We start from the raw sequence: 21,046 nt of genomic DNA on the forward strand, positions 1-21,046 counted from the left end.
AGAAGATCACTTGCGAATGAAAACTCAGGCATTATTTTTAAGCACCATTTTGGCTTCAGTGGGATTGAATAGTTTGGCACATAGTGCAAGTTTCAATCTGGCAACAGAAAAGCAAAACATTGAACTCAAACAAACGCCGAAAAAAATTGCAGTCTATGACCTCTCCATTTTAGATACTTTAAATGCCTTAAACATTCAGGCTCAAATTGTGCCTAAAACCACTTTTACAAGCAGCTTAGCCACATATAATCAAGCTCAGTTTGTGAAAGCAGGAAGTCTTTTTGAACCTGATTTAGATCAATTAAAACAGTTAAAACCCGATTTAATTTTTGTCGGTGGTCGTTCAGCGAAAACACTTGAAAGCTTGCAACCAATTGCAGCAACGGTAGACCTTTCTGCCAATACCAACCATTACATGAGTGATTTGAAAAATCGCACCTTAAATCTCGCTAAAGCCTTTAAGCGTGAAGATATTGCCGATAAAAAATTAAAAGATTTAGATCAATTACAGATGAAAGTGCAGCAACATACCGCCAATAAATCAGCAGTGATGCTCTTTGCTGTCGGAGATCATTATATGCCGCATGCAGCAAATGACCGTTTTGGTTTTATCCATGAGTTAACGGGTTTTAAATCTGTTCTTCCGCTGACTGAAAAAACGGATACTGCCCGCCCTGAAGCTGGATCTGCAGAAGCTTTAGCAGCACAAAAGAAAAATGCTGAACTGTTAAAGTCTGCTATTCAACAAAATCCGGATTATTTGATTGTGCTGGATCGTGGTGCGGTGAATACCCAGAAATATGCCACCAAGGAAGGCATTAAAACCCATCCTATTTTGGGGCAGTCTCAAGCGGTAAAACAGAATCGCGTTATTTTTGTGAATGCTGATGCCTGGTATATTACTGGCGCAGGTCTGGATAATACTGCATTCATGCTGAAAGAAATTTCTGAAGGCATTTCTAAATAATACTGAAATGATAATATTTACACATCAAGGAGCTTCGGCTCCTGTTTTGCCGTTTCTTTTGAAAAAGATTTACACAATTTTGTCATTAAATGCTACCCATCAAATCAATTTGGCATAGATAATGTAGACATCTGTATATTAATGATCAAAAAAACGAGATTTTTTGCATGTCCACTTCATTAGATGGTCTTCAATTCCCTATCAATCCCACCAGCAATAAACCCAGCAGCTCCCAGACAGGCAAAGAAATTATTGCTGAAGCTTTATCGATTGTTGACAACAAGGCATCAATGAATGCCCTTGCGGAAAAAAACTGGCGTAAGCGTTATCCTATCTATTTTAAAGCCTTGGTTGAACAAGGCATTCGTAACATCAATAATCCAATTAGCATTGCAAAACAAGGCTTACACAAGGCCCATCATAGCTTTGACTTTTATAGAAATGGTCAGCGCTATTTACTGAAAGACATCATGAAGGATATCGATACAGCCAATTTGTATACGGTTCAGCTGAAAGGTGAAAGTGAGTCGGCCCCTGAATGGTATGTGCCTTATAAAGGGCAAAAATTACAAGGTCAAGCTTTACTCGATCAAATTCAAACCTGGCAAGGTGCAGGCATTATCGAGCCCAGCCATGCCGATGCTTTACGTGCTGCACATGCACATCCTGAATGGTTTGATCTTTCTGATCGCACCATGGTCTTATTTGGTGCAGGTTCTGAAGCCGGCCCACTGACCTGGTTGTCTAAATGGAAAGCCAATATTGTGGCCGTCGACTTACCCAATAGCCGTGTTTGGGACAGAATTTTAAACACCGTCCAACAAGGCAATGCCACCCTATATGCACCCTGTGCGGAAAAATTGGCAGAAGATACTCCAACTGCCACACTGAAAGAAAAATTGGGGGCCGATTTACTCACTCAAACCCCTGAAATTGCCCATTGGCTAATCCAGAGTGAACGTCAGCTAGACCTTGCAGCGATTGCCTATCTAGATGGTGAAAAACACGTCCGCGTATCCATGGCCATGGACAGCATTATGCAGTATGTCAGTGAGCAAAAGGCTGACACCAGTCTAATGTTCATGTGTACCCCGACTGATGTCTATGCCATTCCTAAAGAAATTGTAGAGGCTTCAAATCTTAAGTTACTACAGCGCTCAAAATCGCAACGTATCATCAGTGAAAGCATTTCGATGATTTCTGCTCAACACTTTTTCAAGAAAAATCTGGATGCATTAATCAGCTGTGATAATGGCCATGAATATGGAATTGCAGACTGCTTGGTGGTGGAGCAAGGTCCAAACTATGCTTTGGCAAAACGCATTCAGCAATGGCGCGCGACTCTGGCACGTCATTATGGACAACGTGTCAGCATCAATATTGCGCCCTCTACCACTACGCATTCGGTGACTAAAAATCCGTTATTGAAAGCCGCATTTAATGGTGCAAGTTTGTTTGATGTTGAATCTTTTCATCCTGAAACGACCAATGCACTGATGGCAGCATTATGGATTTATGATTTGCGTCATCCAGAATCGGTAGCGAATCCGGAAACGCCTTTGGATCATCCATTAGAGTTGATGATGAAAGGTGCCAACCATGGTGGTTTATGGCGTGTGGCTTATTTGGCGCGTACCGCACTGCCTTTTGCTGCACTGTATGGCTTTGCCAATGAAAAACTACCGATCAAGAAGATGTTAAAAGTGTTTAAGAAGTAGTTTTTCCTATTACTTTTATTGAATATATTCCTTCATTATTTTACAGAAGTTCTTTCTCCTTTTAAGGAGATGAGAATCCTCAGAATATATTCTGAGTTCGCAAGGGAGAGGTAGATTACATTCTATAATTCCCTCACCCCTTGCGGAATATAGTCCTCATCCCTGATGAACAAGAACTTTATTTATGAGCATAAAAAAAGCTGCAATTGCAGCTTTTTTTATTTCAAACAGATATCTTAAACAAACTGTAAGAACAACCAGAACAGACCACCTGATAAACAAATCGTAGCAGGTAGCGTGAAAATCCATGCTGAAAGAATGGTGCGTACCATCTGGAAGTTTAAGCCAGATTTATTGGCCACCATGGTACCTGCAACAGCACTGTTTAATACGTGTGTTGTCGATACTGGCATACCTAAACCATCTGCTGCGGCAATAGTCGTCATGGCAACAAGTTCGGCTGACATGCCTTGGCCATAAGTCATATGACTTTTACCAATACGCTCACCCACTGTCACCACAATACGTTTCCAGCCCACCATGGTTCCAAGACCAAGCGCAAGCGCTACTGCCACTTTTACCCAGGTCGGAATATATTGCAGGAATGAATCGAGGTTTTTACGGTATTCCTTGACTGTCTTGGCTTGACTTTCTGACATTACAGGAAGCTGTTCAGCTTTATCTAAACGCTTGAATGCCGTCGTGCTTAAGTACATATCATTACGAATAATCGAAACTTCTTTTTCTGGAATATCTTTTAAATCACCATATTCGGCAACGTGATTACCCAAGTGATCGGTCAAACTTGCCAAAGCAGGCACCACTTCAGGTGACATCACTTTAGTTTGAATATATTTGGTCAACACTTCACGAGCTTGTGTATCAGGAATATCCTGATGATTTGGATAAATAACTGCCGCAGTTTGCACAGATAACTGTTCAAATGATTGGATATGATTTGCGTCCAGATTTTTATTCAATGAGTACGCCAAAGGTACACAACCGATCAAGATCAGCATGATCAAGCCCATACCTTTTTGGCCATCATTTGAACCATGCGCAAAACTTACCCCGGTACAGGTAAAAATCAAAATAGCACGAATTAAAGGTGGTGGTGGTTTATTGCCTTTTGGAGGTTGGAACAACTCCATTTGTCTTTTAAAGACTTTCTTCACCAACAGAAATAAAATCGCAGCAAAAGCGAAACCAATCAAAGGTGAAAACAACAGTGCTTTACCGACTTTAAGCACTTGGTCCATGTCGACACCACTGGCACCATTACCCGAATTCAGCAGGTAGTTCATGATGCCCACACCTAAAATCGAACCGATTAAAGTATGTGAACTCGACGCTGGAATACCCAGGAACCAGGTACCCAAGTTCCATAAAATAGCGGCTATCAGCATGGCAAAAACCATGGCAAAACCTGCACCTGAACCGACATTCATGATCAGTTCAACAGGCAATAAAGCAATGATGCCGTAGGCTACTGCGCCACTTGCCACCATCACCCCAAGGAAATTACAAAAACCTGCCCACATCACAGCAACAGGTGCAGACAAGGCATTGGTATAAATGACTGTCGCTACCGCATTGGCAGTGTCATGAAAACCATTAACAAATTCAAAGCCTAAAGCGATTAACAAGGCGGTCGCTAACAGAATAACGGAATATAAACTTAATGCAGGAACATGTGTCAAATCGGCAGAAAGTTGAAAGCCGATGTACACCAAAGTAGAAATAATAACCGTAAGAAACACCGGCATAAAAAATTTAGGTGTAGCAACATGCACATTCGTCGATTTCGCGGGTGCTGAATGCGCCTGATCTTGGACGGGAGGAATATTAGAATTCATGCAGACGGTTCAAGGGGATAATAAAATCCCCTTATTGTTCAATTTAATTGTGACAATTATATGACAAAAAGCTGTCATATAAAGCCAATTTTTAATAATTGACTTATTTTAAATCACTCCACCTTATCTTGGGGAGTGGAACTGTTTTAAATCCATCATTTAAAAATATTTAAAGCCCAAAATAGTTTGTGCCTCAATATTTCAAAGTACCTGGATACATGTATAAAAAATCTTTCCGATCAAGCAATCACTCAACTTTTTCTTTTCCATGTTGAATGTTAAGGGGGTCATATTTCAATTCGATGAAAAATTCAGCACAAATGGGCTTATTTTAAGCTGTACTGCACTAAGTCGGCTGAATATTCCTCTAATACAGTCTAATTCTGTTAAAATAATGCCCATTTTGTATTCCATCGGATTGGGGTTATTTATGTCCACGCTTGCCACCCTGAAAGAGCTTCTCGCCACACGCATCCTGATTATTGACGGTGCCATGGGTACCATGATTCAACGCCATAAACTAGAAGAAGCGGATTATCGTGGTGAGCGTTTTGCTGACTGGGCATCTGACCTGAAAGGCAACAATGACCTTTTAGTCCTCACTCAACCGCAGATTATTCAAGGCATTCATGAAGCTTACCTTGATGCCGGTGCAGACATTATTGAAACCAACAGTTTCAACGGCACACGTGTTTCAATGTCTGATTACCACATGGAAGACTTGGTTCACGAAATTAACTTTGAAGCCGCGCGTATTGCCAAAGAAGCATGTAAAAAATATTCAACACCAGACAAACCACGTTTTGTTGCCGGTGTGCTTGGACCGACATCTCGTACTTGTTCGATCTCACCGAATGTAAATGACCCGGCATTTCGTAATATTACCTTCGATGCCCTCAAAGAAAACTATATTGAAGCGACACACGCCCTGATTGAAGGCGGTGCCGATATTCTGTTAATTGAAACTGTATTCGATACCTTGAACTGTAAAGCCGCGATTTTTGCAGTGAAAGAAGTATTCAAACAGTTGGGTTATGAATTGCCGTTAATGATTTCCGGCACCATCACCGATGCTTCAGGCCGTACCCTGACTGGTCAAACTGCTGAAGCGTTCTGGAACTCGGTTCGTCATGGTGATTTGCTTTCGGTTGGTTTTAACTGTGCCTTGGGTGCAGATGCGATGCGTCCACACGTCAAAACTGTGGGTGATGTCGCTGATGTGTTTATTTCCGCGCATCCCAATGCAGGTTTACCAAATGCGTTTGGTGGTTATGATGAAACCCCTGAACAAACTGCAGCATTCCTTAAAGAATTTGCAGAAAGTGGCTTAATCAATATTACCGGTGGTTGCTGTGGTACCACTCCAGATCATATCCGTGCAATTTATAATGCAGTAAAAGACATTAAACCGCGTCAGATTCCTGAGATTGAACCCGCTTGCCGTCTTTCAGGTCTAGAAGCATTTAACATCACCAAAGATTCCTTGTTTGTAAACGTCGGTGAACGTACCAACGTGACTGGTTCAAAAAAATTCGCCCGTTTGATTCGTGAAGAAAACTATACCGAAGCTTTGGAAGTGGCTTTAGATCAAGTGCAAGGTGGCGCACAGATTGTCGACATCAACATGGATGAAGGCATGCTGGATTCACAAGCAGCGATGGTGAAATTCCTCAATCTGATTGCCTCTGAACCGGATATTTCCCGCGTACCGCTCATGATTGACTCATCAAAATGGGAAATTATTGAAGCTGGCTTAAAATGCGTACAAGGTAAAGCAGTAGTGAACTCGATTTCCTTAAAAGAAGGTTATGACGAGTTTGTCGAAAAAGCGCGCCTTTGCCGTCAGTATGGTGCGGCAGTCATTGTCATGGCCTTTGACGAAGCTGGTCAGGCCGATACAGCAGCACGTAAGCGTGAAATTTGTAAACGTTCGTATGACATTTTGGTCAATGAAGTCGGCTTCCCGGCTGAAGACATCATTTTTGACCCGAACGTGTTTGCAGTTGCAACCGGTATTGAAGAACACAACAACTACGCAGTCGATTTCATTGAAGCAACCGGCTGGATTAAACAAAACCTTCCGCATGCCATGATTTCTGGCGGTGTATCCAACGTATCGTTCTCGTTCCGTGGAAATGAACCAGTTCGTGAAGCGATTCATGCAGTCTTCCTTTACCATGCCATTCAACAAGGCATGACCATGGGGATTGTGAATGCAGGTCAGTTGGCGATTTATGATGACATTCCTGCCGAATTAAAAGCTGCAGTTGAAAACGTTGTTCTGAACCAAAACCAAGGTGAAAGCGGTCAGGATGCAACTGAAAAATTACTTGAAGTTGCAGAACAATACCGTGGTAAAGGTGGTGCGCAACGTGAAGCTGAAAACCTGGAATGGCGTGAACAGTCCGTTGAAAAACGTCTTGAATATGCACTGGTTAAAGGCATCACCGCTTATATTGATGTCGATACTGAAGAAGCGCGCTTAAAAGCGACTCGTCCTTTAGATGTGATTGAAGGGCCGTTGATGTCGGGCATGAACGTGGTGGGTGACTTGTTCGGTGCAGGTAAAATGTTCCTGCCACAAGTGGTGAAATCGGCCCGAGTAATGAAACAAGCCGTAGCTTGGTTGAACCCGTACATTGAAGCGGGAAAAACCGAGGGTCAGACCAAAGGTAAAATCCTGATGGCGACGGTTAAAGGCGACGTGCATGATATTGGTAAAAATATTGTAGGCGTAGTACTGGGCTGTAACGGTTATGACATTGTTGACCTTGGCGTGATGGTACCTGCGGAAAAAATCCTGCAAACCGCGATTGATGAAAAAGTCGATATTATTGGTTTATCCGGTTTGATTACACCGTCATTGGATGAAATGGTTTTTGTTGCCAAAGAAATGCAGCGCAAAGGTTTCCATGTTCCGTTGATGATTGGTGGTGCGACCACATCTAAAGCGCATACCGCAGTGAAGATTGATCCACAATATTCCAATGATGCGGTGATTTATGTCGCCGATGCTTCACGTGCAGTCGGTGTTGCGACTTCACTTCTTTCACCTGAAATGAAACCTGAGTTCATTAAAGGTTACCGTGAAGAATATGCCAAAGTGCGTGAGCGTATTGCCAACAAGCAACCCAAAGCTGCAAAACTGTCTTATGCAGCTTCAATTGCCAATGGCGTGAAAATTGACTGGGTGAACTATGTTCCGCCTAAGCCGAATGTTCTTGGTCAGCAAGTTCTGAAAAATTATCCGCTTGAAACTTTAGTACCTTATTTTGACTGGACACCATTCTTTATCTCTTGGAGCTTGGCAGGCAAGTTCCCTGCAATTCTGACGGATGAAGTGGTCGGTGAAGCCGCAACTGATTTGTATGAACAAGCGCAAATCATGCTGAAAGATATTGTAGAGAACAAACGTTTTGATGCACGTGCCGTATTCAGTCTTGCTCCTGCAAAACGTACCGGTGCAGATACGGTTTCGATTTACGATGAAAATCAAACCGCAACGCACAAGTTTGAGCATACCCGTCAGCAGTCGGACAAAGTTTCAGGTAAACCGAACTTCTCATTAGCAGATTTCATTGCACCTGAAGATACCAAGCTAGAAGATTACTTGGGTGGTTTCACCGTATCGATTTTTGGTGCGGAAGAAATGGCACATGAATACAAAGCTAAAGGCGATGATTATTCTGCCATTCTTGCGCAATCTTTAGGTGACCGTTTTGCAGAAGCCTTTGCCGAGCATTTGCATGAGCGTATTCGTAAAGAGTTCTGGGGTTATCAAGCTTCTGAACAATTGTCGAATGATGAGCTGATTAAAGAGAAGTATGTCGGGATTCGTCCTGCACCGGGTTACCCTGCCTGCCCTGAACATTCTGAAAAAGCGACCTTGTTTAGCTGGTTGGATTCAACCAATGCCATTGGTACCGAACTAACTTCTAGTTTTGCAATGTGGCCGCCTTCAAGTGTGAGCGGTTTCTATTACAGCAATCCGCAATCTGAATACTTTAATGTCGGTAAGATTGCGCAGGATCAGTTGGATAGTTATGCAGAGCGTAAAGGCTGGTCAATGGATGAAGCGAAGCGTTGGTTAATGCCAAACTTAGATGATTCGATTGAGATTTAACTAATCCTCCCCAACCCTCCTTTTTCAAAGGAGGGAGTAAAAAAACCCTCATTTGAGGGTTTTTTTATGAATCTTTAAATCTCCCCTACCCCCTCTTTAAAAAAGAGGGGGATATCATGTGATTGAATAAATTACGTGACAGCTCCTCCCTTTTTAAAGGGAGGTTGGGAGGGATTAAAATTGATATTATCAAAATAAATATTTAAAATTCTCGATTAGATATTCACTGAATAATTTCAAATGGCAATAATAAAAAAATTTGACTTAGCAAGCTTAGAATCGGTATGTGAAGTTTTAGGTGATACAGCTAATGGTTTAACTGGTACTCAAATATCTAAATATTTAGCCGAATGTGACATCTATGATCCTCAATTAAATTCAACTAAAAAGAAAAAAGTTATATGATGCTCTCGAACTCAAACAAAGAAATGATAAATATTCCAATAACTTAATTAATTTTATCCAACATATAATGAAACCATCAAGACATGTTAAGAATCATGAATGGTTTCATGAAATACGTAATCAACTTAATTTTATACTGTCATTTGAAGGGCTAGAAATAGAACATACAGGAATCATTAAGCAAATTACTGCTTCAAAAACCCTGTCTGAAGCTGAAGAACGTGCGCTTAAACTTAAAAAAGTTCTGATAGATAGAATTATTCATAATGATGTCCTCTTATTTTGTAAAGCAGAATTATTAGTAGATAACTATTTCCATGCTGTTTTTGAGGCGACTAAAAGTATTGCAGAGAAAATCCGAAATAAGACTAATTTAACTTCTGATGGAGCAAAATTAATAGATCAAACACTTGCTTTTAAAGGAAAGATTCCCTATCTAGCATTAAGCAATTTAATGACAGAAAGTGAAGAAAGCGAGCAAAAGGGTTTTATGAATTTAATTAAAGGTGTATTTGGTACTTTTAGAAATACTACAGCACACGCTCCAAAAATTACGTGGACTATTAATGAGCAAGATGCTTTAGATATCCTTTCAATGATTTCACTCATACATCGCAAATTAGATAATGTCATTGAACCTATGAAAATATACCAAGGAACATCTTTATAAATCCCTCCTAACCTCCCTTTAAAAAGGGAGGAACTCCGTGAATTCCATGTCTTCATTAAATTCGTGTGAAGTCCCCCTTTATCAAAGGGGGATTCTAATAACTGAGTAATCACGTCATAAATTACTTGAGCCACCACATCCGTTTCGTTCAAAATCTGCTGATTATAAAACCTCAACATCCTCAATCCCAACTCTGCCAAAGCAACATCACGAATAGAATCAGCTTCTAAACCTTCAATTGTATAGTGCTGCCCACCATCACACTCAATCACCAAATTGGCTACTGGACAGTAAAAATCTACGATGAAATTTAAAATTGGTTTCTGTCTATAGAACTGCAAACCTAAAATTTGCTTGCCACGAAGCCGTGACCAAAGTAGTTTCTCAGCTTCTGTCATGTTGTTGCGTAATTCGCGTGAGGCTTGTTTTAAGTCTTTATTGTAGGGTTTCATTTTTATTTTCTCTTTTTATTTTAATCTCCCTAAATCCCTCTTTTCAAAAGAGGGACTTTGTCATGTGATTAAATGAATTACGTGACAGCTCCTCCCTGAACACGACTTAAAGCATTGCTTTAAATGAAGTGCAAGAAAGGGAGGTTGGGAGGGATTCTAAATTTATAAATGAGTGTACTGAAAAAACTGCCCCTTTTCTAACCCATTAACTCTAAATCGTGCATTCTTACAGTTTTAAGTCTGCAAAATTCGCTGCTTTCAATAATAATAGGGCAATAAATTTATCTCCCAAATTCATAACTATTGGTGTTTCAATGAAAAAATTAATGAACGGTGCTGAAAACATCGTTGTCGAAATGTGCAAAGGTTTTGTCCTCGCACACCCTGAACTCGCATTCAATGAATCATCTAAAATTATTTCACGTAAAGAAAAACACCAAAACGTGGCCTTAATCAGTGGTGGCGGCAGCGGTCATGAGCCTGCACATGCAGGATTTGTGGGACAAGGCATGCTAGATGCTGCGGTTTGCGGTGATGTATTTGCATCACCTTCTCAAATTCAAGTCTATAAAGCTTTGCAGCAAGTTGCGTCTGATAAAGGCGTACTGATGATCATTAAAAACTATTCTGGCGATATGATGAATTTCCAGAATGGTGCTGCCCTTGCCGTCGATGATGGAATCAAAGTTGATTACGTCAAAGTCGCTGATGATATTGCAGTCAAAGACAGCCTATACACAGTCGGTCGTCGTGGCGTTGCCGGCACTGTATTTGTGCATAAAATTGCTGGCGCAGCTGCATCAAAAGGCTATGACTTGGCACGTGTTAAAAAAATAGCTCAAAAAGCAGCGGACAATGTCACCAGCTTAGGTTTTGCCTTTAACTCATGTACGGTACCTGCCAAAGGAACCCCAACCTTTACCTTGGCTGATGATGAAATGGAATATGGCGTGGGGATTCATGGTGAGCCAGGTATCTGCCGTGAAAAAATTCTGCCTTCAAATGAATTGGCGCAGCGCATTGTCGATGATCTATTCCTCGATCGTCCTGATTTAACAGAAGTTGCGGTACTCATTAACGGCTTTGGTTCAACACCAATGCAAGAACTTTATCTGTTCAATCAAGATGTTTGCCAACAGTTAGCGAAAAAAGGGATTAAGATTTACCGTACCTTTGTCGGTAACTATATGACCAGTATCGACATGGCGGGCGCATCCGTTTCGTTATTAGCATTAGATGATGAACTGAAAAGCTATTTAGATGCACCTGCCAACACCCCTACCTTTAAAATGGACGGTTCAGTGGCCTTAGCCATTGAATTTACAATAAACGATTTCAAAGCGGAACGTACCTTAAATGTAGATATTGAAACTCACGCAGAACATGCCGAAATCGTGAATGAACAATTTACGATTGAAAATATGCGCTATGTGATCGATGTGATGAGTGCCTGCATCATTAAAAATGAAGTGCCATTTTGTGAATTAGATGCCCATGCGGGTGATGGCGACTTTGGGATGAGTGTTGCTAAAGGCTTTAAACAGCTTAAACGCCAATGGGACGCGCTTGTGCAATATCAACACATGGATGATTTCTTACTGAACTGCTCAATCATCATTATGGAACATTGTGGTGGTGCTTCAGGTCCGATTTGGGGCTCAGCTTTCCGCGCAGCAAGTAAATCGATTAAAGGAAAGGAAATACTTTCAGTTTCCGACTTTGCCGTGATGCTGCAAGATGCGGTGAAAGGTATTCAAACCACAGGCGAGCGTTCATTTGGCCGTGGTGCTGTGGTTGGCGACAAAACCTTAATCGATGCATTGGTTCCTTGTGCCGATACATGGTCATCAAATACAAATAAAACCTTTAAAGAAAACTTCACTTTAGGTGCACAAGCTGCGGTTCAAGGTGCAGAGTCTACAAAAGACATCGTTGCACGCATGGGCCGTGCCGGAACAGTCGGTGACCGAAGCTTAGGTTATCCAGACGCTGGTGCGCATGGATTAGGCGTGATCTTTACCGACATTGCGGAACATATTAAGTAATCCTTATAGAACAGCATCCAAAAAGCATCGGATTAATTCGGTGCTTTTTTTAGCCTAAAAATGATACTCTGTGATTTTTATCTAATCAGCTTCTAAGCCTTTATTTATAAGGATAGAGATGTCATCTGATTAAATAAACTACGTGGCTACCCCCTTTTTTTAAAGGAGGTCGGAATGGATTTTTTTAATTTTGAATAGCTATTTTAGTAATCACTTGAATCACACCCTATAAATCCGAAAATCACTATCGACCAACTAAAACAACATTCCAATTCAATAGATAGGTGAAGGCATATTATTAACTAATTCCAGATAATTTCTTACCTGATTTCTGCCCTGCCGTTTAGCCAAATATAAAGCTCGATCGGCCAGACGAATGGTCTGTTCTTTATTTAAAGTGGTTTGAGAGAGTGCTACACCAAAACTTGCACTCATTTTTAAAATCTCTTTTGTTTCTAACTGAATTTCTTCCTGCTCAATTATTTTACGACAACGTTCTGCAATCTCAATCGCTTGCTGTAAGTTTTGTTCTTTTAAAATCAGAATAAATTCTTCACCACCAAAACGCCCAACGATATCCTGTTCCCGTGTAGTGGCACATAAAATTGCAGCAACACGTTGCAAAACCATATCTCCAACTTCATGACCATATTGGTCATTAATAAGTTTGAAATGATCCAGATCCAGTAAAATTACCGCATAAGCTGTTTTTTTCTTGCGTTCTAAAGCGGTGAGTTGTTCACCAATATAACGACGATTAAACACATTCGTCAGCACATCGGTTTGGCTCATTCTTTTAATATTTTTTTCACGGCGACGCCATTGCGAAAGTAAAATTTCAAAAAACAAAATCGAAACCAGCAAGATCGGCAGATAAACTTCCGCCATACTTCCGATCCAGAATTCATTATGATAAAACTCGCCATTAGTAAGCGCATCACTAAACACAGGGGCGTAACGAATCACACCATTAAAAGTTAAGTAACTAATAATGATGATAAAAATAAGAGCAGGAATCGCAATACTATAAATAATTTTTCGTGAATAGAATACCAGTCCAATCAGGACGATATTGATAAATCCGGCAATGGTCGCGGGGCTGTAAATACCGATGGTATAGCCCGCATAAATCATGGTACCACCAAAGAACATCGGCGAAAAATAAGAAATAAATCTCCGGAATTTTCTATTTCTTTTATATCTGAAGCTAAAGCCAACTATAATGATAAAAATGATTAAAGTCATAACCACACTGATAATACGGATGAAAAAAAAGTCCGCATTAATCCAGACAGCATTTTCAGCGGAGAAATAACTGACCAGATACCATTTAATTGCACTGACTTGGCAAAATGCCCCAAAAATCAGGAGCAATACCCCTTTATCAAAATTAGGCCAGTTAATAATTAAATTATCAGATTCGAGTATATGAAACCTAAATCTGCCCCAATAATGAAAAATCAGCGTATGTATTTTTTTAAACAAGTTCATAGACTTACTTACTATATTTATAATTTCTAAAATTTTTATTGCTTTATATTTATAGCACAAAAATTAAACAATTGAGACTTATATCCGCTGAATAAACAACACTCCGTCCAAATGATCCACTTCATGCTGCACAATCCTTGCAGGAAAACCCTTATAGATCGTTTCTATTGGTTCACCTTGCAGCGTTAAATAACGCACTTTAACTGTTTCCGCCCGTGCCACTTGCCCACGCTCATCGGGGACACTTAAACACCCCTCTTCACCCAGAACAGTTGCTTCAGACCTTTCTAGAATTTCAGGATTCACCATCACCACTGCATCCACTTCAGGTGCATCGGGATAACGCAGGTTAGGACGTGAAGCGACAATAATCACCCGTTTAGAGACATAAACCTGAGGGGCGGCAATACCTACACCATTACGTTCCGTCATGGTGGCATGCATAGCTACAGCGAGTTGATTTAGCCATTCACTATTCAGCTCAGACTTTGCCACTTCAGCCGCTGTTAAGTTCAGAATGGCTTCACCACGCTGTGCTACAGGTAAAATGGTACTCATAAACTCATTCCCTTGTTAGATATAAAGCTAAATCCAATACTGTTTTAAATCACAAATTCTGTATAAATTTTAACGCTAAAAACAGATCGATCATATGCAATTTTAATCCTTGTATTTCACCTTTCTTGCAGATCAAGGTTGGCTATTCCTTAGCAAAATCTTTTAAGTCTATTTTAATTTTACTTGGTTATAATCAGCTCAAATCCTTTATAAATATAAAATAATGACCACAGCCCAACTTCTTCTTGGTGTTCTTTTTAGCTCAATAGGCTTAGGCTATTTTCTGTATGGGAAAAAGCAAAAAGTCACTGTGCCCTTGATTTGTGGCTTGGTACTAATGATCTTTCCTTATTTTGTGGAAAATACCACGATGCTAACGACGATCGGCATCCTCCTCTCTCTTTTGCCCTACTTCGTAAGACTCTAATATCCACACAGATCACCAGTCATTATTCATAAATTTAAGTTGTCGAACTCAGAAGAAAGAATTATTTTTCATATAGATAGCAATTGATTAGAATAAAAACTTTATCACTATTTGTACCTGCGATGACCAATACAACCAGCACGGAAGCGCCTGCACGTCTAAGCAGTGAAGATAAACGCACCCTTGGACTTTCCTCCCTCGGTGGCGCACTCGAATTCTACGACTTCGTTATTTATGTCTTTTACGCCAAAATCATTTCTGAACTGTTTTTCCCAAGTGGCTTAAGTCCTTTTTGGGCAATGCTGAACACTTACGGTATTTTTGCCGCAGGTTACTTCTTCCGCCCACTCGGTGGTGTGGTCATGGCACATTTTGGTGACCTAATTGGACGTAAACGCCTATTCAGCCTGTCCATTTTACTGATGGCGCTCCCGACCTTAATGATTGGTGTGATGCCGACCTTTGAAAGCATTGGTTATGCCGCACCATTATTGTTATTGCTGATGCGCGTGGTACAAGGCATTGCCATTGGTGGGGAAATTCCTGCGGCTTGGACTTTCGTTTCCGAGCACGTACCGGAAAAGAAAATTGGTTTTGCTAATGGCTTACTCACCGCAGGTCTATCTTTAGGGATTTTACTCGGTGCATTGATGTCCTTGTTTATTTCCATCAAATTTTCAGAAACAGAAATTCATGACTGGGCTTGGCGCGTTCCCTTTATTGCCGGGGGTATTTTCGGTTTAATTGCGCTCTATTTGCGTAGTTATTTAAAAGAAACCCCAGTATTTAAGGCGATGCAAGCACGTAAAGAACTTTCTAAAGAAATGCCGGTGAAACAGGTTTTAGCAGAACATAAAACCGCGGTGGTGATTGGCATGTTATTTACTTGGTTCCTGACTGCTTGCGTAGTGGTTCTGATTTTAGCCATGCCAAACCTGTTAGTGGGTGCTTTCGGCTTTGAACGCGCCGATGCCTTTAAAATGCAAAGTGCCGCAATTGTCATGCAAATGCTGGGTTGTATTTTGGCAGGACTGTTGGCTGACCGTTTTGGCGCAGGCAAAGTGATTTTATTCGGTTCACTCGCTGTCGCGATCATTGCGGGTATTTTTTATAACAGCTTGGGACATGTCGCTCCATCAACTGTGTTCATGCTGTACATGTTGCTTGGTTTGTTCTCGGGAACCGTAGGTATGGTGTCTTACAGTATGGTGAAAATGTTCCCTGCTCAAATCCGTTTCTCGGGCATTTCATTTTCCTATAATGTTGCTTATGCCATAGCGGGTGGTATTACTTTACCGTTGGTGCAATGGTTAAGCCTATATAGCAATATTGGCGCAATGTATTACATTTGGGTGGTGTGCTTGGTCTCGTTCTTTACTGCGATGCTTTATAGAGCCAAATTTGAAAAACAGGATTTAGTAGCATCTGCAATTTCTACACCGCACAATACCTTAAAAGATTAATCATTCATAAATAAAAAAGCCCTTTTAATAAAGGGCTTTTTTATCATCATTAAGCAGAGAGATTTTTCTTTAATTCATCTTCAACAATCTGGATTTCCACATCACTGAATTTACGAATTTCCCCTTCAGCATGTTTTTCTAGCATGCCTGCAACCAAAGGGACTTTAATCTTAACCTGCCAATTTAAGGTGATGTGAATTTGCCGATCATCCCCTGTTACTGCACGTTCACAACTGGCTACTAGAGGTAAATTTGCACCCAATTCTATGGTCGAAGTTAAAGCTTCTAAATTGGTGATATCGGTACGCTTCAAACGAAATGCATCTTTGAGCAGTTTTTTTGCGATATCCGGAATCTTCACATCTAAATTATAAGCACGGCGTAAAGTATAGGTCTCGCCCTGAATCTTAGATTCAATAATTTCTAATTTTTCACCTGGAATACGTCTGCATACTGCTTCGTGCAAAGCTGTATCTGATGCAAGTCGTTTAAATTCATCAATTGAAACGCCCTGAATTGTAGAATTCACAGTAAAACGATGTGCCATTTTTCTATCCTTTGTTTTTTTATTGGTCGTTTTGAATACTTATAAACCATTTGATCATCACTGATCTAGCGCATTTTGTCGCTTTTTATTTAATTGAATTTTAGTGATGCTGTCATTGACCGTATCTACCGAACTATTGACCATATACGCCACAATGTATTTCAATTTTCCCGGAACAGGAAATACTGAGGAAATGGCTTCTATATTCAATGATTGCATAGAATTGTTCAGCACCATCATCCAAACCTGTAGCTGCCCATGTGGTGCCTTTTGGAAAATCATTCAACCATTCAGCCTTATAGAAATCAGAGACTGAATCAAACTGGATATAGTGGTCAGGCGCAGCTTGAATGCGTGATGCCATTTCATCAAATTGCTTCAATTGATGTTGAATGAAATCAATCAGCATAGCAGTCAATCCAAGTGCGCCATAAAATATCTTTATACACCCTTAAAATGAGTGATTGCCTGTTTCTTTTTCACTTGTTCCCACTGCCACCAGCCAAAAGCGGCCAATCCGACAAAGGCTGCATACAAACCCGCAGTCAAGAATAAATCTTTATAAATAAACATGCCCACATAAACGATATCGACGAAAACCCACAATACCCAAGTCGCAATATGTTTACGGCTGGTCCAATAGGTGGCCAGTAAACTAAAAGCCGCCAATTGTGAATCCAGCATCGGCACAGCAGCGTCGGTAAAATTTTTTAAAGTTAAACCGAAAATTAAACCGCCCACTGCTGCAAGCAGCATTTGGAAAATCACTATTTTATTAGCAATCGGTTCAATCCGAATTTCATGATCTTGCTGTTTGCCCTTCAACCAGTGGTAGAAACCATAAAAGTTCACCACGATAAAGAAGAACTGCAAAATGGTTTCGCCATACAGCTTAAATTCGTAAAATAAATAGGCATATAAAACAAAGGCTGCGAAGTTAAACCACCAACACCACATATTCCGTTTAATGGTCAATGTCACCCCAATAAGACTGATAATGACGGCAACAATTTCTAAAGGTGACATAGCAATAAACAGGCAGGTAAACAGTGCTGCTATTATGGAAAAAATAGCGCTGAACGCAAGATAAATTGTACCAATTCAGCTACACAATCTGACGGACAACACAGCTGTTTCGAACTATGATCTGTTACTTCAATGCAAATTAAAAAGTAGCCTACATAGATTTGACAGTTTTCTAACGACCGTTGAAGAATATAAAAAACAATCAAACTGGGAGAGTAAAAATGTCACAACAACAAGGAAAAGTCAGCCGGGAAATTCGCGGGTCTCTGTTCTTGATTGGACTCGACCGTGCGACAAAACGAAATGCCTTTGATAGTCATCTGATTCATGACTTATCACTCGCCTTAACCAAATATGAAGATCATCCCGAGTTACGCTGTGCAGTGATTTTCGCCCATGGTGAGCACTTTACTGCGGGTTTGGATTTGGTTGAGTTACAACCCAAACTGAGTAGTGGCATATTTAACTACAATGAACATCAGATCAATCCATGGGGAACCAGCGGACGTCAGCGAAAAAAACCGGTGATTGTGGCAGTACAGGGCTATTGCTATACCGCAGGGATCGAGCTGATGCTCAATGCCGATATTGTGATTGCTCAGGACAATAGCCAATTTGCACAAATGGAAGTGCAACGTGGGATTTTACCTTTTGGTGGTGCAACGGTGCGTTTTGTCCAAGCAGCAGGCTGGTCAAAAGCCATGCGCTACTTGCTCACGGGGGATGCATTCGATGCTCAAACAGCTCTGGACTTAAACCTGATCAATGAAATCACAGCTGAAGCACCACTCAAACGAGCGCTTGAACTGGCTGAACGTATTGCTCAAGCTGCGCCTCTAGCGGTACAAGCCACGCTTTCCTCTGCCAAAGAGGCCGCTGAACATGGTGCAGAAACAGCATTTGCCAATTTACAACAGCACCTCACTCCACTGTTAAAAACTCAAGATGTACAGGAGGGTGTTATGGCGATGCTGCAACGACGTGCGCCCGAATTTAAAGGTCAATAATTTAAAATTGAATAATCCAAAAGTTAGTCGTCTAAATCCAATAAAAACGAGTTTACTATGCCCCATCTAAAGCATAAGTTAGAAAATAGGCATTTTGGACCCTGCATTTTGAACAGATTCATGAGCGTGCAGTGCAGTTTTTTTAGTTATGAAATAAAAGATTGTTTAGTTGGAATTCTTTCTATTGAAGTCCGGTATTAATATGCCGATATTTTAGAAAAAATTCGCGCTATTTTTCAGGATGGGGAAATGGCGTTCTATCAATTATTTAAAATAAATCTGGATGAAAATGAAGCCAGAATTTTAGCCAAACAAAGTCTGGCCGATTATGAAGGCGCAATTTTAATGGATTTCCTGAATGATGATCTGTTCTATCTAGCTCAAGTAAAGCAACGCATTTTAAGACAGTTAAAAACCGCATAAAGATTTAAATCCCTTCATCTTTTAGCCAAAAGTATTTAGCACTCAACTGCATCACTTTGATCAAACGTGGCTATGCTCATCTTTCATTTCAAATTTATGTTCTTCCCCGAAACGGTCGACATGGGTATAAAACACCCCGTAACGTCCTACATAATATTCCAAAGACTGGTCATAGAAAGTCCAATAAATAGACCATTCCCCTAAATCCAGCTTGCGAATTTGGGTTTGGGTTTTGGCTGGCATTTTTCTTAATACATCTTCTTGAACCACAATCGCCTGACTCAAATTTCGTTCAGCCAATTCGCGCTCAAAAAATATTTGGCAGACATCATCAAATAATTGTTGTTCATATTCCTCCACTTCATCGATACGTGCTTCATGGGCGGATAATGGCTTCGTGGATATAGAGGCAGTTTTGTCTAAATCGGCTAACTGCTTGATTTTGAATTGTTGAAAATGTTGATTGATCTGAAATTTAAAAATGACTTTCCAAAGTCCAATAAAAACAATGAAAAGACACAACCACAAGAGTATTTTTATCATAGCGACACTCTCACGAGTAAATAATTGTTATCTTTATATTTATAAAACAATTTGAATAAAATTCATACAATTTTTAAAATATTATGCTATAAAAAATGTTCATTCAGAGACTTTTTCTTCATGTTAGCTATTCCATACCCTCAATATCCGCTTGCGATTTGGCTCGCTTTGGACATTCAAGTCAACAAAGCCACTTCACGACGGGTGGACTTTTTGCATGAGGTGCCTTGGAATCTGTACCGTGATCATTTCTTTGAATAATCACTAAAATTAATATCCAAAGGTCGCCTCAACAGCGACCTTTTTTATTGCCTAAAAATAAGGAAAAAACCAATGAATCAGCCATCCAATAAAAATGACTTTCCCTCGCCACTGTCCGAGCCGGTTGTAGCTTCTTTTAGCCGATACTCACGCTTCGCTACAGCCGGTCAATTTGTTACTGTCGTGCTGATTTGGTCACTGACACCGCTGGCAGCCGTTTGGACAGTGCATGAAATTCATTGGGCGTGGGGCTTATTTATCCGATTTAGCTTGGCTATTCCAATTGCCTTAGTCTGTCAGGCTTACTTTAAAGTCAAAGTGCCCTTGCACCCGCAAGCTTTACTCAGCTATGCGGCAGGCGCACTGGGCTTGTTTGCGTCCATGACCTTTTGCTATATGGGCGCATCAAAAGTTCCATCAACCATTATTTCAATCATCTACGGCATTGCCCCATTCGTATCCGGTTTGCTGGCGACCTGTATTTTTAAAAATGAAAAGTTAAGTGTTTATCAATGCACAGGTTTAATGATGGGCATGCTCGGTCTGTATTTTTCACTGGGCTTAAGTTCGCAAAACTTGGTACTAAATTATCTCGGGATAGGTTTAGAAGTCATCGCCATGATGCTTTATGTACTCTCTGTATTTGCAGTTCGTGGTGTCGCTGCCAACCTCCATCCGATCAGCCAAATGACAGGTGCGACAATCATGTCGTGGTTAGGCTATTGTGCTTTACTGCCTTTTTCCTGGTCAGATCTGCCATCGCAGCTCCCTTCATTACAAACCAGTATTGCACTGATCTATAGTGCTTTATTTTCCTCCGTACTGGCGATGATTTTTTATTATCAACTGCTCAGCACAGTTAATCCAACCACCCTAATGCTAATTACGATTATAACACCTGTACTCGCCACACTGTGGGGCACATGGCTTAATCATGAAGCTTTAAGTCCACATTTAATTCTTGGACTGTTTTTAATATGTGTGGGATTGTCCTTATATTCTTATTCCATCCGTATAACTACATCAATCAAATAAAAAGATCCCGGGTGTGATATTCACTCGGG

18 protein-coding genes and 1 pseudogene are annotated in these 21,046 nt (G+C 40.6%); 11 read left to right on the forward strand and 8 right to left on the reverse strand.

The window, feature by feature from the left end; all coding sequences use genetic code 11:
* The first annotated feature begins 16 nt into the window (after window positions 1-16).
* Both B9T23_RS07740 and B9T23_RS07745 read left to right on the forward strand, forming a co-directional pair.
* Window positions 17-967, forward strand: coding sequence for an ABC transporter substrate-binding protein (locus B9T23_RS07740; protein WP_086193681.1), 951 nt, complete (start codon window positions 17-19; stop codon window positions 965-967).
* A 167-nt stretch (window positions 968-1,134) separates the two neighbouring features.
* On the forward strand, window positions 1,135-2,685 hold the full coding sequence (locus tag B9T23_RS07745) for a hypothetical protein (protein WP_086193682.1): 1,551 nt from the start codon (window positions 1,135-1,137) through the stop codon (window positions 2,683-2,685).
* 236 nt (window positions 2,686-2,921) lie between these two features.
* Here the strand turns inward: B9T23_RS07745 and B9T23_RS07750 are convergent, their stop codons facing one another.
* Window positions 2,922-4,541, reverse strand: a complete 1,620-nt coding sequence (locus B9T23_RS07750; protein WP_086193683.1) for an inorganic phosphate transporter — start codon at window positions 4,539-4,541, stop codon at window positions 2,922-2,924.
* A 430-nt stretch (window positions 4,542-4,971) separates the two neighbouring features.
* Here B9T23_RS07750 and metH point away from each other — a divergent pair, with 430 nt between their 5' ends.
* Both metH and B9T23_RS07760 read left to right on the forward strand, forming a co-directional pair.
* Window positions 4,972-8,664 (forward strand): methionine synthase, encoded by a 3,693-nt coding sequence (gene metH, locus B9T23_RS07755; RefSeq protein ID WP_086193684.1) that lies wholly within the window; start codon window positions 4,972-4,974, stop codon window positions 8,662-8,664.
* Between the two features lie 472 nt (window positions 8,665-9,136).
* Window positions 9,137-9,739 (forward strand): TIGR02391 family protein, encoded by a 603-nt coding sequence (locus B9T23_RS07760; RefSeq protein WP_228139739.1) that lies wholly within the window; start codon window positions 9,137-9,139, stop codon window positions 9,737-9,739.
* A gap of 86 nt (window positions 9,740-9,825) precedes the next feature.
* On the opposite strand, the pseudogene B9T23_RS07765 reads toward B9T23_RS07760, so the two are convergent.
* Window positions 9,826-10,191 (reverse strand): annotated as a pseudogene (locus tag B9T23_RS07765) (endonuclease domain-containing protein); the annotation flags it as partial.
* A gap of 314 nt (window positions 10,192-10,505) precedes the next feature.
* On the opposite strand from B9T23_RS07765, the gene dhaK reads away from it, so the two are divergent.
* Window positions 10,506-12,236, forward strand: a complete 1,731-nt coding sequence (gene dhaK, locus B9T23_RS07770; protein ID WP_086193685.1) for a dihydroxyacetone kinase subunit DhaK — start codon at window positions 10,506-10,508, stop codon at window positions 12,234-12,236.
* A 273-nt stretch (window positions 12,237-12,509) separates the two neighbouring features.
* Here dhaK and B9T23_RS07775 read toward each other — a convergent pair whose 3' ends face one another.
* Window positions 12,510-13,370, reverse strand: a complete 861-nt coding sequence (locus tag B9T23_RS07775; protein WP_165493764.1) for a GGDEF domain-containing protein — start codon at window positions 13,368-13,370, stop codon at window positions 12,510-12,512.
* Window positions 13,371-13,805: 435 nt separating this feature from the next.
* Window positions 13,806-14,285 (reverse strand): peptide deformylase, encoded by a 480-nt coding sequence (gene def / locus B9T23_RS07780; protein ID WP_086193687.1) that lies wholly within the window; start codon window positions 14,283-14,285, stop codon window positions 13,806-13,808.
* Window positions 14,286-14,508: 223 nt separating this feature from the next.
* Between def and B9T23_RS16955 the strand changes: the two genes are divergently transcribed.
* Both B9T23_RS16955 and B9T23_RS07790 read left to right on the forward strand, forming a co-directional pair.
* Window positions 14,509-14,712: an amino acid transport protein gene (locus tag B9T23_RS16955; RefSeq protein WP_086193688.1), complete on the forward strand. Its 204-nt coding sequence runs from the start codon at window positions 14,509-14,511 to the stop codon at window positions 14,710-14,712.
* Between the two features lie 122 nt (window positions 14,713-14,834).
* Window positions 14,835-16,175 carry an MFS transporter gene (locus B9T23_RS07790; RefSeq protein ID WP_086193689.1) on the forward strand — a complete coding sequence of 447 codons (1,341 nt, stop codon included), beginning with the start codon at window positions 14,835-14,837 and terminating at the stop codon, window positions 16,173-16,175.
* A gap of 49 nt (window positions 16,176-16,224) precedes the next feature.
* On the opposite strand, the gene B9T23_RS07795 is transcribed toward B9T23_RS07790, so the two are convergent.
* The 3 genes from B9T23_RS07795 to pnuC form a co-directional block, all read right to left on the reverse strand.
* On the reverse strand, window positions 16,225-16,722 hold the full coding sequence (locus B9T23_RS07795; protein WP_086193690.1) for a DUF2505 family protein: 498 nt from the start codon (window positions 16,720-16,722) through the stop codon (window positions 16,225-16,227).
* A gap of 133 nt (window positions 16,723-16,855) precedes the next feature.
* Complete coding sequence (locus B9T23_RS07800; protein ID WP_086193691.1) at window positions 16,856-17,131, reverse strand: hypothetical protein; 276 nt, start codon at window positions 17,129-17,131, stop codon at window positions 16,856-16,858.
* 32 nt (window positions 17,132-17,163) lie between these two features.
* Window positions 17,164-17,748 (reverse strand): nicotinamide riboside transporter PnuC, encoded by a 585-nt coding sequence (gene pnuC / locus B9T23_RS07805; RefSeq protein WP_086193692.1) that lies wholly within the window; start codon window positions 17,746-17,748, stop codon window positions 17,164-17,166.
* A 221-nt stretch (window positions 17,749-17,969) separates the two neighbouring features.
* On the opposite strand from pnuC, the gene B9T23_RS07810 reads away from it, so the two are divergent.
* Both B9T23_RS07810 and B9T23_RS16875 read left to right on the forward strand, forming a co-directional pair.
* A complete protein-coding gene (locus B9T23_RS07810) occupies window positions 17,970-18,755 on the forward strand; it encodes a crotonase/enoyl-CoA hydratase family protein (RefSeq protein ID WP_086193693.1) in 786 nt (261 codons plus the stop codon).
* A gap of 249 nt (window positions 18,756-19,004) precedes the next feature.
* On the forward strand, window positions 19,005-19,178 hold the full coding sequence (locus B9T23_RS16875) for a hypothetical protein (protein ID WP_213033032.1): 174 nt from the start codon (window positions 19,005-19,007) through the stop codon (window positions 19,176-19,178).
* A 60-nt stretch (window positions 19,179-19,238) separates the two neighbouring features.
* Here the strand turns inward: B9T23_RS16875 and B9T23_RS07820 are convergent, their stop codons facing one another.
* Entirely contained in the window at window positions 19,239-19,721 is a 483-nt protein-coding gene (locus tag B9T23_RS07820) for a hypothetical protein (protein ID WP_086193694.1), read from the reverse strand.
* 120 nt (window positions 19,722-19,841) lie between these two features.
* Here B9T23_RS07820 and B9T23_RS16785 point away from each other — a divergent pair, with 120 nt between their 5' ends.
* Both B9T23_RS16785 and B9T23_RS07825 read left to right on the forward strand, forming a co-directional pair.
* Window positions 19,842-19,982 (forward strand): hypothetical protein, encoded by a 141-nt coding sequence (locus tag B9T23_RS16785; RefSeq protein WP_155859815.1) that lies wholly within the window; start codon window positions 19,842-19,844, stop codon window positions 19,980-19,982.
* A gap of 72 nt (window positions 19,983-20,054) precedes the next feature.
* Complete coding sequence (locus B9T23_RS07825; protein ID WP_086193695.1) at window positions 20,055-21,017, forward strand: DMT family transporter; 963 nt, start codon at window positions 20,055-20,057, stop codon at window positions 21,015-21,017.
* Window positions 21,018-21,046: the final 29 nt, after the last annotated feature.

This window comes from Acinetobacter terrae (assembly GCF_002135195.1).
Lineage (GTDB): Bacteria > Pseudomonadota > Gammaproteobacteria > Pseudomonadales > Moraxellaceae > Acinetobacter > Acinetobacter terrae.

What these genes read in the sequence shown, in the direction of transcription:
- B9T23_RS07740 (WP_086193681.1), top strand. Translation starts at nt 17, where the DNA reads ATGAAAACTCAGGCATTATTTTTAAGCACCATTTTGGCTTCAGTGGGA.
- B9T23_RS07745 (WP_086193682.1), top strand. Translation starts at nt 1,135, where the DNA reads ATGTCCACTTCATTAGATGGTCTTCAATTCCCTATCAATCCCACCAGC.
- B9T23_RS07750 (WP_086193683.1), bottom strand. Translation starts at nt 4,541, where the DNA reads ATGAATTCTAATATTCCTCCCGTCCAAGATCAGGCGCATTCAGCACCC.
- metH (WP_086193684.1), top strand. Translation starts at nt 4,972, where the DNA reads ATGTCCACGCTTGCCACCCTGAAAGAGCTTCTCGCCACACGCATCCTG.
- B9T23_RS07760 (WP_228139739.1), top strand. Translation starts at nt 9,137, where the DNA reads ATGAAACCATCAAGACATGTTAAGAATCATGAATGGTTTCATGAAATA.
- dhaK (WP_086193685.1), top strand. Translation starts at nt 10,506, where the DNA reads ATGAAAAAATTAATGAACGGTGCTGAAAACATCGTTGTCGAAATGTGC.
- B9T23_RS07775 (WP_165493764.1), bottom strand. Translation starts at nt 13,370, where the DNA reads ATGATTTATGCGGGCTATACCATCGGTATTTACAGCCCCGCGACCATT.
- def (WP_086193687.1), bottom strand. Translation starts at nt 14,285, where the DNA reads ATGAGTACCATTTTACCTGTAGCACAGCGTGGTGAAGCCATTCTGAAC.
- B9T23_RS16955 (WP_086193688.1), top strand. Translation starts at nt 14,509, where the DNA reads ATGACCACAGCCCAACTTCTTCTTGGTGTTCTTTTTAGCTCAATAGGC.
- B9T23_RS07790 (WP_086193689.1), top strand. Translation starts at nt 14,835, where the DNA reads ATGACCAATACAACCAGCACGGAAGCGCCTGCACGTCTAAGCAGTGAA.
- B9T23_RS07795 (WP_086193690.1), bottom strand. Translation starts at nt 16,722, where the DNA reads ATGGCACATCGTTTTACTGTGAATTCTACAATTCAGGGCGTTTCAATT.
- B9T23_RS07800 (WP_086193691.1), bottom strand. Translation starts at nt 17,131, where the DNA reads ATGCTGATTGATTTCATTCAACATCAATTGAAGCAATTTGATGAAATG.
- pnuC (WP_086193692.1), bottom strand. Translation starts at nt 17,748, where the DNA reads ATGTCACCTTTAGAAATTGTTGCCGTCATTATCAGTCTTATTGGGGTG.
- B9T23_RS07810 (WP_086193693.1), top strand. Translation starts at nt 17,970, where the DNA reads ATGTCACAACAACAAGGAAAAGTCAGCCGGGAAATTCGCGGGTCTCTG.
- B9T23_RS16875 (WP_213033032.1), top strand. Translation starts at nt 19,005, where the DNA reads ATGGCGTTCTATCAATTATTTAAAATAAATCTGGATGAAAATGAAGCC.
- B9T23_RS07820 (WP_086193694.1), bottom strand. Translation starts at nt 19,721, where the DNA reads ATGATAAAAATACTCTTGTGGTTGTGTCTTTTCATTGTTTTTATTGGA.
- B9T23_RS16785 (WP_155859815.1), top strand. Translation starts at nt 19,842, where the DNA reads ATGTTAGCTATTCCATACCCTCAATATCCGCTTGCGATTTGGCTCGCT.
- B9T23_RS07825 (WP_086193695.1), top strand. Translation starts at nt 20,055, where the DNA reads ATGAATCAGCCATCCAATAAAAATGACTTTCCCTCGCCACTGTCCGAG.